Origin of the sequence: Nonomuraea cavernae, from assembly GCF_014646355.1 — a bacterium.
GTDB classification, from domain to species: Bacteria; Actinomycetota; Actinomycetes; order Streptosporangiales; family Streptosporangiaceae; genus Nonomuraea; species Nonomuraea cavernae.
On the sequence record NZ_BMNH01000003.1, the window covers coordinates 183,313 to 196,162 of the forward strand.

The 12,850-nt window shown below is 71.9% G+C and carries 10 protein-coding genes; 7 read left to right on the forward strand and 3 right to left on the reverse strand.

Annotated elements, in window-relative coordinates; genetic code table 11:
- Window positions 1-91: 91 nt before the first annotated feature.
- The 5 genes from IEY82_RS07685 to IEY82_RS07705 all read left to right on the forward strand — a co-directional run bounded on the left by IEY82_RS07685 (window position 92) and on the right by IEY82_RS07705 (window position 7,406).
- A complete protein-coding gene (locus IEY82_RS07685; protein WP_189123309.1) occupies window positions 92-2,164 on the forward strand; it encodes a putative bifunctional diguanylate cyclase/phosphodiesterase in 2,073 nt (690 codons plus the stop codon).
- 279 nt (window positions 2,165-2,443) lie between these two features.
- The gene (gene gatC / locus IEY82_RS07690; RefSeq protein ID WP_189123310.1) at window positions 2,444-2,743 is read left to right on the forward strand and encodes an Asp-tRNA(Asn)/Glu-tRNA(Gln) amidotransferase subunit GatC; all 300 of its coding nucleotides are present in this window, start codon (window positions 2,444-2,446) and stop codon (window positions 2,741-2,743) included.
- Window positions 2,740-4,230, forward strand: coding sequence for an Asp-tRNA(Asn)/Glu-tRNA(Gln) amidotransferase subunit GatA (gene gatA / locus IEY82_RS07695; protein ID WP_189123311.1), 1,491 nt, complete (start codon window positions 2,740-2,742; stop codon window positions 4,228-4,230). Before gatC ends, gatA begins: the two co-directional genes overlap by 4 nt.
- 129 nt (window positions 4,231-4,359) lie before the next feature.
- A complete protein-coding gene (gatB, locus tag IEY82_RS07700) occupies window positions 4,360-5,865 on the forward strand; it encodes an Asp-tRNA(Asn)/Glu-tRNA(Gln) amidotransferase subunit GatB (protein ID WP_189123312.1) in 1,506 nt (501 codons plus the stop codon).
- 209 nt (window positions 5,866-6,074) lie between these two features.
- Entirely contained in the window at window positions 6,075-7,406 is a 1,332-nt protein-coding gene (locus tag IEY82_RS07705) for an MFS transporter (RefSeq protein ID WP_225262380.1), read from the forward strand.
- Between the two features lie 31 nt (window positions 7,407-7,437).
- Here IEY82_RS07705 and IEY82_RS07710 read toward each other — a convergent pair whose 3' ends face one another.
- Genes IEY82_RS07710 through IEY82_RS07720 form a run of 3 tightly spaced genes read right to left on the reverse strand, consistent with a single transcriptional unit; the run spans window position 7,438 to window position 10,463 of the window.
- Window positions 7,438-8,964: a tripartite tricarboxylate transporter permease gene (locus IEY82_RS07710; RefSeq protein WP_189123313.1), complete on the reverse strand. Its 1,527-nt coding sequence runs from the start codon at window positions 8,962-8,964 to the stop codon at window positions 7,438-7,440.
- A complete protein-coding gene (locus IEY82_RS07715) occupies window positions 8,965-9,492 on the reverse strand; it encodes a tripartite tricarboxylate transporter TctB family protein (RefSeq protein WP_189123314.1) in 528 nt (175 codons plus the stop codon).
- Window positions 9,492-10,463, reverse strand: coding sequence for a tripartite tricarboxylate transporter substrate binding protein (locus tag IEY82_RS07720; protein WP_189123315.1), 972 nt, complete (start codon window positions 10,461-10,463; stop codon window positions 9,492-9,494). The genes IEY82_RS07715 and IEY82_RS07720 overlap by 1 nt, the downstream gene beginning before the upstream one ends.
- Before the next feature lie 135 nt (window positions 10,464-10,598).
- Between IEY82_RS07720 and IEY82_RS07725 the strand changes: the two genes are divergently transcribed.
- Window positions 10,599-12,191, forward strand: a complete 1,593-nt coding sequence (locus tag IEY82_RS07725) for an ATP-binding protein (RefSeq protein ID WP_189123316.1) — start codon at window positions 10,599-10,601, stop codon at window positions 12,189-12,191.
- On the forward strand, window positions 12,188-12,850 hold the full coding sequence (locus IEY82_RS07730; RefSeq protein ID WP_189123317.1) for a response regulator: 663 nt from the start codon (window positions 12,188-12,190) through the stop codon (window positions 12,848-12,850). Before IEY82_RS07725 ends, IEY82_RS07730 begins: the two co-directional genes overlap by 4 nt.

The window sequence follows — 12,850 nt, forward strand, 5'->3', positions numbered from 1 at the left end:
AGGAGAAGTGACGGAACGTACGCGCTTGGTTTCGCGAAGTGGGCTGAAGGTCGTACCCTCCCATAGTGACCCAATGGGGGTTCTGTTACCGATGACTGACCCAACCGACACCCGCGACACAGGACCACGCGTCGGCACGCCCCTGTGGGCGTTCCTCGCGGGCATTACGGTGATCGGCTTCACCGCCCTGGTCGTGGCCATGCTGAGACTGGATCCGGCCAGCCTGATGGACCTCGCGCGTGCCCCCTTGTTCTGGGTGCTCGCCGTCCTGGTCGCTCTGGGCGAGCTCAGGCCCGTCATGGTGTCCTCCGCGGCGCTCGTGGGCGGCACCTACCCTTCGGCGTTGTTCACCTTCGCCGTGCTCCTGCACTTCGGCCTGCCGGTGGCGGTGCTGATGCAGGCGGTGGCCGTCGCGATGAACGGCGTTCTCACCCGCAAGTCGTGGCACCGGGTGATGTTCAACGTCGCCCAGTCGACGCTCGCGCTGACCGCCGCCGCGGTCGTGCTGGGGCTGTTCGGCATCGCGCCGAGCCCCGTCCAGCCCTGGGTGCCCACCGGGGCCGACCTGCCGGCGATGGCGCTGGCCGGTGTCGCCTACTTCGCCGTCCGCGCGTCGCTGGTGAGCGGGGCCGTCGCGCTGCACGAACGCCGCTCGATCACCCGGGTGCTCAGGTCCACCGCCGGGCCGCAGAGCCTGGTCTACGCCGCGCTGCTCGGCCTGGCGCCGCTGGTCGTGGTGGTGATGAGCGACTCTCCGGAGCTGGTGCCGCTGTTCGTGGCGCCGCTGGCCGCCGTCTACTTCACGGCGACGCTGTCCATGCGCCGCGACCATCAGGCGCTGCACGACGAGCTGACCGGCCTGCCCAACCGCAAGATGCTCATCGTGAGCACCGAGGAGGCGCTGGCCGAGGCCCGCCATGACGAGCGCGTCGGGCTGTTCCTGCTCGACCTCGACCGGTTCAAGGAGGTCAACGACACGATGGGCCATCCGGTCGGTGACCGGCTGCTGCAGATGGTGGCCCACCGGCTCACCCATTCCGTACGGCCGGGCGACGTCGTGGCCCGGCTGGGCGGCGACGAGTTCGCGGTGCTCCTGCCCTCGATCAGAGACGCCCACGCGGCCCGCGAGGTGGCGGCGAGGCTGCGCGCTGCGCTGACCGAGCCGGTGCGCCTGGAGGGCATGACCTTCGATCTCGACGGCTCGGTCGGCATCGCGCTCTACCCCGACCACGCCCCCGACTTCGAGTTGCTGCTGCAACGCGCCGACGTGGCCATGTACCTCGCCAAGGAGAGCCGCACCGGGGTGGAGCTCTACCAGCAGGACAAGGACCGCAACTCACCCGAGCGGCTCAACCTTCTCGGTGACCTGCGCCGCGCCGTCGACGGCGGCGACCTCCAGCTGCACTACCAGCCCAAGGTGGGCCTGACCAGCGGTGTGGTCCACGGGGTCGAGGGGCTGCTGCGCTGGTGCCACCCGGTCCGGGGCCCGATCGCGCCGTCGGAGTTCATCCCGCTGGCCGAGCAGTCCTACCTGATGCGCCAGATCACCGCCTACGTGATCGAGATGGCGCTGGAGCAGGCCGCCCGCTGGTGGCACACGGGGCTGCGGGTGCAGATCTCGGTCAACATCTCGGCCCGTGACCTGCTCGACTCGAAGCTGCCCGAGCAGCTGGAGGTGGGCCTGGCCAAGTTCAGGCTGCCGCCGATGGCCATCCAGCTGGAGGTCACCGAGCGCATCCTGATGGGCGACCAGGCCTACACCCACGAGACGATCAAGGCGCTGGCCGCGCTCGGCGTGCCTCTCGCCCTCGACGACTTCGGCACCGGCTACTCCTCGCTGATCAGGCTCCAGCGGCTGGCCGTCTCCGAGGTGAAGATCGACTCGTCGTTCGTCCGCCGCATCACCGAGTCCGAGGACGACGACCGGATCGTCCGTTCCATCGTCGACCTGGTCCGCTCGCTCGGCCTGCGCTCGGTCGCCGAGGGCGTCGAGTCCGACGAGGCCGCCATCCGGCTCGCCGAGATGGGCTGCGACGTGGGCCAGGGCTGGCTGTTCGGCCGGCCGATGCCGCCCGCCGAGGCCACCTCGTGGCTGCGCGAGCGCTTCGAGACGACGCCGCAGATCGAGCTGGGCTACCGCCCCGAGGTCACCCAGACGGCCTAGCGAAGATGGAGGAGCGCGCTTCGTCGAAGGACACTCCTCCATCCGCGCTCACCGAGCATGCGGGCGCCCTTTTCGATTCGGCGACGCGCCCGGTAGGAGAAGGACGGGCGGGGCGTCGGGCTCGACGAGCTCTACGGGTGACCGCGGAGCGGGCCGGACGACCATCACCGGTGGGCACGGCAGGTGTTTCCAGGTGGTTAAAGGGTTCGGAGGCGCTCCGGGGAGCCCCCTAGGATGACAGTGTCCCAACTCCATTCACGAAAACGGGTTCAACGACTCATGTCCGCCATAACCCGCGACGAGGTCGCACACCTGGCCCGGTTGTCCAGGCTGGCGCTCACCGACGACGAGCTTGACCACTACGCCACGCAACTCGGTGCCATCATCGAGTCGGTCGCGAAGGTCGCCGAGGTCGCCGCCGAGGACGTGCCGCCTTCGTCGCACGCGCTTCCGCTGACCAATGTCTTCCGCGCCGACGAGGTGCGACCGTCCCTGACGCCCGAGCAGGCGCTGTCCGGCGCTCCGGCCGTCGAGGACGATCGCTTCCGGGTGCCGCGCATCCTGGGGGAGGAGGCATGAGCTTGATTCACAAGACCGCCGCCGAGTTGGGCGCGCTGATCGCCGCCGGCGAGGTGTCGTCCGTCGAGGTCGCCGAGGCCCACCTCGACCGCATGGCCGAGGCCGAGCCCAAGATCAACGCGTTCCTGCACGTCGACCGCGAGACCACGCTCGCCCAGGCCAGGGTCGTCGACGACCGGCTGAGGTCGGGCGAGCGGCTCGGCCCGCTGGCCGGCGTGCCGGTCGCGCACAAGGACATCTTCGCCACCCGCGACATGCCGACCACGGCCGCGTCCAAGATCCTCGAAGGCTGGCGGCCGCCCTACGACGCCACCGTCACGGGCCGCCTGCGCGAGGCCGGGCTGGTCATCCTCGGCAAGACCAACCTCGACGAGTTCGCGATGGGCTCGTCCACCGAAAACTCCGCCTACGGCGTGACCCGCAACCCGTGGGACCTGACCCGGGTGCCCGGCGGCTCCTCGGGCGGTTCGAGCGCCGCCGTCGCCGCGTACGAGGCGCCGCTGTCCACCGGCACCGACACGGGCGGCTCGATCCGGCAGCCCGCCTCGGTCACCGGCATCGTGGGCATGAAGCCGACCTACGGCGGCTCGTCCCGCTACGGCCTGATCGCGTTCGCCAGCTCGCTCGACACGCCCGGGCCGTTCGCCCGCAACGTGCTCGACGCGGCGCTGCTGCAGGAGGCCTTCTCCGGGCACGACCCGCTCGACTCCACCTCGATCGACGCGCCGGTGCCCTCGGTGGTCGAGGCGGCCCGCACGGCCGACGTCGCGGGCATGCGGATCGGCGTGGTCAAGGAGTTCGCCGGCGAGGGCTACCAGCCGGGCGTGCTGGCCCGCTTCCACGAGGTCGTGCAGCTGCTCGAGTCGCTGGGCGCCAAGGTCGTCGAGGTGTCCTGCCCGTCGTTCGCGACCGCGCTGCCCGCCTACTACCTGATCGCGCCGTCGGAGTGCTCCTCCAACCTGGCGCGCTTCGACGCCATGCGCTACGGCCTGCGCGTCGGCGACGACGGCACCCGCAGCGCCGAGGAGGTCATGGCGCTGACCAGGGCGGCCGGGTTCGGTCCCGAGGTCAAGCGGCGCATCATGCTCGGCACCTACGCCCTGTCCAGCGGCTACTACGACGCCTACTACGGCCAGGCCCAGAAGGTGCGCACGGTCATCTCCCGTGAGTTCGAGGCCGCCTTCCACCAGGTCGACGCGTTGGTGTCGCCGACGACGCCGACCACGGCGTTCCCGATCGGCGAGCGGGCCGACGACCCGATCGCGATGTACCTCGCCGACCTCTGCACGATCCCGTCCAACCTGGCCGGCAACGCCGCCATCTCGGTGCCCTGCGGCCTGGCCGACGAGGACGGCCTGCCGGTCGGCCTGCAGATCATGGCCCCGGTCCTGGGCGACGACCGCTGCTACCGGGTCGGCGCCGCCGTCGAGAAGGCCCTGGAGAGCCGCTGGGGCGGTGGCCTGCTGTCCAAGGCCCCGGCGCTCTAGGCGAGGCGCTCTGGGTGAGGAAGGAACGGCGGGGCCGACGCGAGCGGGAGGCCGAGCCTTCCGGACGCGCCGGCCTTCGCGCGGGCGGCGATATTTTCGAATGCGACGATCTGAACTAAGGACCTCAACATGAATGTCGAGACGGCCATGCCGTACGACGAAGCGCTTGATCGGTACGAGCCGGTGCTCGGCCTGGAGACGCACGTCGAGCTGGGCACCGAGTCCAAGATGTTCTGCGGCTGCAAGACGACGTTCGGCGCGCCGCCCAACACCCAGGTCTGCCCGACGTGCCTGGCGCTGCCCGGCTCGCTGCCGACGGCCAACGCCGTCGCGATCGAGTCGACGATCCGCATCGGCCTGGCGCTCAACTGCTCCATCGCCGAGTGGTGCCGCTTCGCCCGGAAGAACTACTTCTATCCGGACATGCCGAAGAACTACCAGATCTCGCAGTACGACGAGCCGCTGTGCTTCGACGGCTACCTCGACATCGAGGTCGACGGCAAGCCCGTCCGGATCGAGATCGAGCGGGTCCACCTGGAGGAGGACACCGGCAAGTCCACGCACGTGGGCGGCGCGACCGGCCGCATCCACGGCGCCGACTACTCGATCGTCGACTACAACCGCGCCGGCATCCCGCTGGTGGAGATCGTCACCAAGCCGATCCCCGGCACCGACCGGCTGGCGCCCGAGGTGGCCAAGGCGTACGTCACCGAGCTGCGCGAGATCATGCGCTCGCTGGGCGTCTCCGACGTGCGCATGGAGGAGGGGTCACTGCGCTGCGACGTCAACGTCTCGCTGATGCCGCGCGGCTCGTCCGAGTGGGGCACCCGCACCGAGACGAAGAACGTCAACTCGCTGCGCAGCGTCGAGCGGGCGGTCCGCAGCGAGATCGAGCGGCAGGCCGCGGTTCTGGCCGGCGGCGGCCGGATCGTGCAGGAGACGAGGCACTTCCACGAGGACACCGGCAGCACCACGTCCGGCAGGTCCAAGGAGGAGGCGCAGGACTACCGCTACTTCCCCGAGCCCGACCTGGTGCCGATCGCGCCCGATCGCGCCTGGGTGGCCGAGCTGAAGGCGGCTCTGCCCGAGCTGCCGTCGGTCAAGCGCAAGCGGCTGCGGGCCGAGTGGGGCCTGTCCGAGCTCGACATGGAGGCGATGCACAACGCCGACGCGATCGACCTGGTCGAGGCCACGGTCGCGGCGGGCGCGCCGGCCGCCGACGCGCGCAAGTGGTGGATGGGCGAGCTGGCCCGCCGCGCCAACGAGTCCGGCTCGGCGCTCGCCGAGCTGCCGATCACGCCGGCGCAGATCGCCCGGGTCACCGAGCTGGTGGCCTCGGGGGCGCTCAACGACAAGCTGGCCCGCGAGGTGCTCGAAGGCGTGCTCGCCGGAGAGGGCGCCCCGGACGAGGTGGTCGAGAAGCGCGGGCTCAAGATCGTCAACGACGAGGGCGAGCTGTCCGCGATCGTCGACCAGGTCATCGCGGGCAACGCCGACGCCGCCGACAAGGTGCGCTCCGGCAAGGTCGCCGCGGCGGGCGCACTGGTCGGCGGCGTGATGAAGGCCAGCCGCGGCAAGGCCGACGCCGCCCGGGCCCGCGAGCTGATCCTGGAGAAGCTGGGCGTCTCCGATTAGCCACGGAGGTCGCGCTGGGGGCCCTGTCACTTCCGTGGCGGGGCCCCTGCGCGTGCCCGCCGGCGCTCGCCGCGAGGTGGCCCGGACCGGCGGCGGTGCCCGCCGGGTCGGGGGCATCGCCGTCGTGAGGTCCTAGGACGATCTTCTGAGCTGGGCTTAGGACCATGGCGGGAGGCGCCGGGGTGCGGCCGGTCCCTAGCGTCGGTTGCATGAATCGGAAGGCGTTGACGGCGGGACTGGTGGCCTTGGTGTCACTGGTGGCCTTGGAGTACATGGCGGTGGCGGTCGCGATGCCGGTCGTGGCGGCGGAGCTCGGCGGGATGGAGCTCTACGGGCTGGCGTTCAGCGGCGCGATGGCCGCCGGGGTGGTGGGGACCGTGCTGGGCGGCCGGTGGGCGGACCTGCGCGGCCCGAGCGCCCCCCTGTGGACGGGAGTGGCGGGCTTCTCCGGTGGCCTGCTCCTGGCCGGGCTGGCGACCAGCATGGAGATGCTGATCGCCGGACGGCTGGTGCAGGGGTTCGGCGGGGCACTGGTCAATGTGGCGTTGTACGTGGTGGTGGCCCGGGTCTATCCCGAGGAGCTGCATCCGAGGGTGTTCTCCCTGTTCGCGACGGCCTGGGTGGTGCCGTCGATGGTGGGGCCGGCGATCGTGGGCGTGGTGCTGCACACCCTCGGGTGGCGCTGGGTGTTCCTGCTGGTGCCGATCCTGACCCTGATCGCGGTGCTGATGCTGCTGCGCGGCCTGGCCGGACGGCCCGTCAAGGGCGGCCGGAGCGCGCCCGCTCCGGGGCTGATGGCCAAGGTCGCGTGGGGAGCGGTCACCGCCGCCGGCGCGGCCCTCATGCAGTACGGCAGCGGCGGGCGGTTCGTCCTCCTGATCGCCGGGTTCGCCATGCTGGCGGTGGCCCTGCCCAGGCTGCTTCCGAAGGGCACGCTGCGGGCGGTCAGGGGCCTGCCCGCAGTCGTCGGGCTGCGCGGGCTGACCGCCGGTGCGTTCTTCGCCGCCGAGGTGATGGTCCCGCTCATGCTCATCGAGCACCGGGGGCTGTCGCCGCTGGTGGCCGGCCTGGCGCTCACCGGAGGCGGCGTCAGCTGGTCGTTCGCGTCCTGGCTGCAGGGGCGCGAGGTGTGGAGCCGGAGGACGAACCTCTGGCTCGGCTCGGCCACCATCGCGCTGGGCATCCTGCTCATGGGCGGCCTGGCGTTCGCCGTCGTGCCCGTCGCCCTGGCCTACCCGGCGTGGATCGTGACGGGCTTCGGGATGGGGCTGGTGTATCCGACGCTGTCGGTCCTCACCCTCGAACTGTCCGCTCCCGGCGAGGAGGGCGTGAACAGCTCCGCGCTGCAGGTGGGGGAGGCGGTGTTCTCGGTGGTGGCCGTCGCGGTCACGGCCGCGCTGTTCACCGCGGCCGGCTCCGGCTACTGGGCGGTCTTCGCGACCGCGCTCGTCATCACGCTGGTGGGGGTGGCGATCGCGCCCCGCGCGGTCGTGAGCTCCGCACGGGGCGTTCCCGCCGGCGAGAAGGTGGCGGCGGTCTGAGGCGGCCGGTCCGTACGGCCCCGGCAGGAAGCTAGTCCTCCTCCCGGGGCACGTGGGCGACGGCCGCCGGGGCGCGCCGGGCCAGCAGCCTCCTGAAGACCGGCGTCAGCAGCGCGAGGAGCGACAGCGCCAGCAGCACCACGGCCACCGGGCTCCGCACCAGTACGCCCACGTCCCCCGCCCCGATGGCCAGGGCCCGGCGCAGCTGGATCTCGGCCATCGGCCCCAGGATCATGCCGATCACCGCCGGGGCGATGGGCAGCCCGAACCGGCGCATCGCGAACCCCAGCAGCCCGAGCAGGTACAGCACCACCAGGTCCACCACGGTCGCGTTCAGGGCATAGACCCCGAGCGCGGCGAACAGCACGATCCCGGCGTACAGGTAAGGGCGTGGGATCCGCAGCACCCGGGCCCACAGCGGGGCCAGGGGCAGGTTGAGCACCAGCAGCATCGTGTTGCCGACGAACAGCGACGCGATCATGCCCCACACCAGGGCCGGGTTGTGGTCGAACAGCTGCGGACCGGGCTGCAGGCCGTACTGCTGGAAGGCGGCGAGCAGGATCGCGGCCGTCGCCGAGGTGGGGAGCCCCAGCGTGAGCAGCGGCACCAGGGTCCCGGCGGCCGAGGCGTTGTTGGCGGCCTCCGGCCCGGCGACGCCCTCGATCGCGCCCTTGCCGTACTCCTCGCGGGCGACGCCGCGCGCCAGCCGCTTCTCGGCCGCGTACGACAGGAAGGTGGGGATCTCGGCGCCGCCGCCGGGCAGCGCGCCGAAGGGGAAGCCGAGGGCGGTGCCGCGCAGCCACGGCCGCCACGACCGGCGCCAGTCGGAGCGGCCCATCCAGGCCCGTCCGACGGGCACCACCTCGGGGACCGCGTGGCGCAGCCGCGAGGCCACGTACATCGCCTCGCCCATCGCGAACAGCCCGACCGCGACGATCACCACGTCGATGCCGTCGAGCAGTTGGGGGATGCCGAGGGTGAGCCGGGCCTGCCCCGTCTGCTGGTCGATGCCGATCAGCCCGATGGCCAGGCCCAGCACCAGCGAGGCCAGGCCGCGTACGACCGAGCGGGACAGCACCGACGACACGGCGGTGAACGCCAGCACCGCCAGCGCGAAGTAGTCCTCGGGGCCGAACGCGATGGCGAAGCTCACCACCGCGGGCGCGGCCACGACCAGCAGCGCGGTCGCGATGGTGCCCGCGACGAACGAGCCGATGGCGGCCGTGGCCAGCGCCTGCGCCGCCCGGCCGCGCCTGGCCATCTTGTTGCCCTCCAACGCGGTGATCATGGAGGACGACTCGCCGGGCGTGTTGAGCAGGATCGACGTGGTGGAGCCGCCGTACATGCCGCCGTAGTAGATGCCGGCGAACATGATGAACGCGCTGGCCGGCGGCACGGTGAAGGTGATGGGCAGCAGCAGGGCCACGGTCATGGCGGGGCCGATGCCGGGCAGCACGCCGACGAGGGTGCCGAGCGTGACGCCGATCAGCGCGTACAGCAGGTTGACCGGCGTCAGCGCCTCGGCGAACCCGCCGAGCAGGAGCTCGAACGACTCCACCTAGATCACCCCTCGCAGCACGCCGCCGGGCAGCGTGACGCCCAGCCCCTTGACGAACAGCAGGTACGTGCTGATCCCCAGCAGCACCCCGACCCCCGCCGCGCGCAGCCGGTGCTCGGCCCCGAGCGCCACCGACAGCCCGAAGAACAGCAGACTCGCGGCGATGATCCAGCCGAGCGCGTCGAGCACCGCGGTGAAACCCAGGAAGACCCCGCTGACCAGGCCGACGCTCCGCCAGTCGGCCGGGGCGTCGAGATCGACGTCCTCGCTCTCCTCGGGATCGCCGCGCCCGCCGCGCAGCACGTCGGCCACGTAACACAGGCCGACGAGGATCATCGCGCCGCCGACCAGCATGGGGAAGAAGCGCGGCCCGACGCCGAGCCGCGAGGCCGCCGCCGACACCTCCAGGGTCCCCGCTATGACGAACCCGCCGAGGGCGAGCACCACGAGGGCCAGCCCCAGTTCGGGCCGCCACCACCGGGCCCGCTTCTCAGCGGGCCCGGTCGTGGGGTTGCCGGACTCGGACATCAGGAGACGAGCCCCATCTCGGCGATGATGCCCTTGACCCGGGTCTGCTCGGCGGCCAGGTAGTCGGCGAACTGCTGCCCGGTCTGGAACGAGTCGATCCAGCCGTTCTTGGCCACGGCGTCCTTCCAGGCCTGCGAGTCGTGCATCTTGGTCACCAGGTCGGTGAGCGCGTGCCTGTCGGCGTCGCTGAGCCCGCCGGGGGCGACGAAGCCGCGCCAGTTGGCCAGCTCCACGTCCAGGCCGCCCTCCTTGAGGGTGGGCGCGTCGAGGTCGGGCAGCCGCTCGCCCGAGGTCACGCCGAGAGCGCGCAGCTTGCCGGACTTGACGTGCTCGGCGAACTCGCCGACGCCCGAGATGCCGAGGGTGACCTTGTTGCCGAGCAGCGCGTTGAGCGCCTCGCCGCCGCCCGAGTGGGCGATGTAGTTGACCTGCTTGGGGTCCACGCCCGCGGCCTTGGCCATCAGCCCGGCCACGATGTGGTCGGTGCCGCCGGCCGAGCCGCCCGCCACCGAGACCTTCGCCGGGTCCGCCTTCCAGGCCGCGACCAGGTCGGACAGCTGCTTGAGCGGGGATTCGGCCGGGACCACGATGATCTCGTACTCCTCGGTCAGCTTGGCGATCGGCGTCGTCTCGGCCAGGGTGACCGTGGACTTGTTCTGCTCGATCGCGCCCACCATGACCAGGCCCATGGTCATCAGCAGGCTGCCGTTGCCCTTCTCGCCCGCCAGCTGGGCCAGGCCGATCGTGCCGCCCGCCCCGGGCACGTTGTAGACCTCGACCTTGCGGCCCGGGTCGGCGGACTTGAGCGCCTGCTCGGCCGTACGGGAGGTCTGGTCCCAGCCGCCGCCCGGCGCGGCGGGGGCCATGATGCGCAGCGCGCCGGCGTTGGCGCCGCTGCCGCCTGTCTCGCCGCAGCCGCTCAGCGCGGCGACGGAGATCGCCGCGAGGGCGGCGAGTATGCGCAGACGCATGATCACTCCAAGGGGGGATTTCACCGTTATGGAATTCGGATCGTGAAGTGTGCTCGGGGTGGCGTCGAGGTTTCCGCGATAGGAGTCGTTTAGGTCGTTCTGGTCGCGACCGGGCCGTGACCTCCGGCTGTTTGCATGAGCCTCGTGAGACGGGTACGAGGCGCCTCTCTCGGGACCCAGCTGTTCGTGCTCCAGATGGTGATCGTGCTGCTGGCCGTCGGGGGCACCGCGAGCGTGTGGGCCGACCACACCCGCGACCAGCTGGACTCGCTGTACGAGCAGCGCGCGCTGGCGATCGCCCAGTCGGTGGCGGCGCTCCCGCAGGTGCGTGACGCCTTCGACCTGCGCGACCCGGAGAAGGTGCTGCAGCCGCTCGCGCTGAGCGTGCAGGAGTCCACCGGGGCCGACTACGTGGTGATCGCCAACCGCGAGCAGACCCGCTACGCCCACCCCAACGCCGCGCTGATCGGCGAGCGCCTGTCCACCGATGGCACCAGCGTGCTCACGACCGGCAGGAGCTGGGTCGGCACCGAGACGGGCACGATCGGCACCACGGTCCGCGGCAAGGCGCCCATCTTCGACGAGTACGGCGACGTCATCGGCCTGGTCTCGGTCGGCGTGCTGCGGACCACGGTCAGCGGCCGGCTGGCCGCCGCGCTGCCCCCTCTGCTCTGGACCGCGCTGGCCGTCCTGGTCTGCGGCCTCGCCGCCGCCGCGCTGATCACTGCCCGGGTCCGGCGGCAGACCTTCGGGCTGGAGCCGAGCGAGATCGCCGCGCTGCTGGAGCAGCGCGAGGGCGTGCTGCACGGCGTCAAGGAGGGCGTGCTCGCGCTCGACCTCGCGGGCCGGGTGACGCTGGTCAACGACGCGGCCCGCGAGCTGCTCGGCGACGTGGGCGAGGACCTGACGCGGATGCCGGTCTCCGACCGGCTGCGCGACGTGCTGGCCGGCGACGACCCGGGGGAGGACCGGGTGGTGCTGCACGGCGACCGGGTGCTGGTGCTCAACCGCACTCCCGTCTCCGTACGCGGCCAGCACCGGGGCTGGGTGGTCACCCTTCGCGACCGTACCGAGCTGGTCCGGCTGTCCCGCGAGCTCAACGACAGCAGCAGCGCGACCGAGGCGCTGCGCGCCCAGGCCCATGAGTTCGCCAACCGGATGCACACGGTCGTCGGCCTGCTGGAGCTGGGCGAGCACGAGGAGGCCATCGGCTTCATCACCCGGCTCACCCGTGGCGCGTACGCCACCGACCTGTGCGAGCGGGTCCAGGATCCGACGCTGGCGGCGTTGCTGGTGGCCAAGTCGGCCGAGGCGGCCGAGCGCGGCGCCCGGCTGGTGCTGGCCGAGGACACGTCGGTGCCGGAGGGCGCGATCGGCGATCCGCAGGACGCGGTGCTGGTGGTCGGCAACCTGGTAGCCAACGCGATCGACGCGCTCGACGGCGCGCCGGGCACGATCGAGGTGTCCCTGCTGGCCGACGCCGGCGGCCTGCGCGTACGCGTGTGCGACTCGGGGCCCGGCATCGCGCCCGAGCTGGTCGGCGAGGTGTTCAGGGAGGGCTTCACCACCAAGGCGGCCCGTTCGGGGCCGCGCGGCCTCGGCCTGGCGCTGACCCGGCAGGCGTGCCTGCGCAGGGGCGGCTGGGTGAAGGCGCGCAACGCGGACGGCGCGGTCTTCACGGCGCTGCTGCCTCCGGCGCTCCCGGTCGACTTCGTGGGGGATAGATGAGTGACGTGCGTGTGGTCGTCGTGGACGACGACTTCATGGTGGCGCGCATCCACGGCGGCTACGTCGCCCGGGTGCCCGGCTTCGAGGTGGTCGCGACCGCGCACAGCGGGGCCGGCGCGCTCGCCGCCGTGGCCGAGCACCGGCCCGACCTCCTGCTGCTCGACATCTACCTGCCCGACATGTCCGGCTTGGAGGTGCTCAAGTCGCTGCACGACGTGGACGTCCTCGTGGTCAGCGCGGCCCGCGACGTCCCCACGGTCAGAGAGGCGATGCGCGGCGGCGCGGTCAACTACCTGATCAAACCGTTCACGTCGGCGGCGCTGGCCGAGCGGCTCCGCCACTATGCCGGCACGCGCAGGCGGCTCACCGCCCTCGGTCCCGAGGCCCGCCAGGACGACGTGGACCGCCTCTTCGGCACCCCCGGTTCGGCCGCCGCGCTGCCCAAAGGGCTGTCGCCCGCGACGTGCGCGCTGGTGGCGGGCACGTTACGCGACGCGGGCGGCGACCTGTCGGCCGCCGAGACGGCCGTGCTCGCCGGTCTGTCGAGGGTCAGCGCCCGCCGTTACCTGGAGCACCTGTGCGCGGCGGGCCGGGCCGAGCTGCGTCCGAGGTACGGCACGGCCGGTCGCCCGGAACATCGCTACCGGTGGATAGGTTGA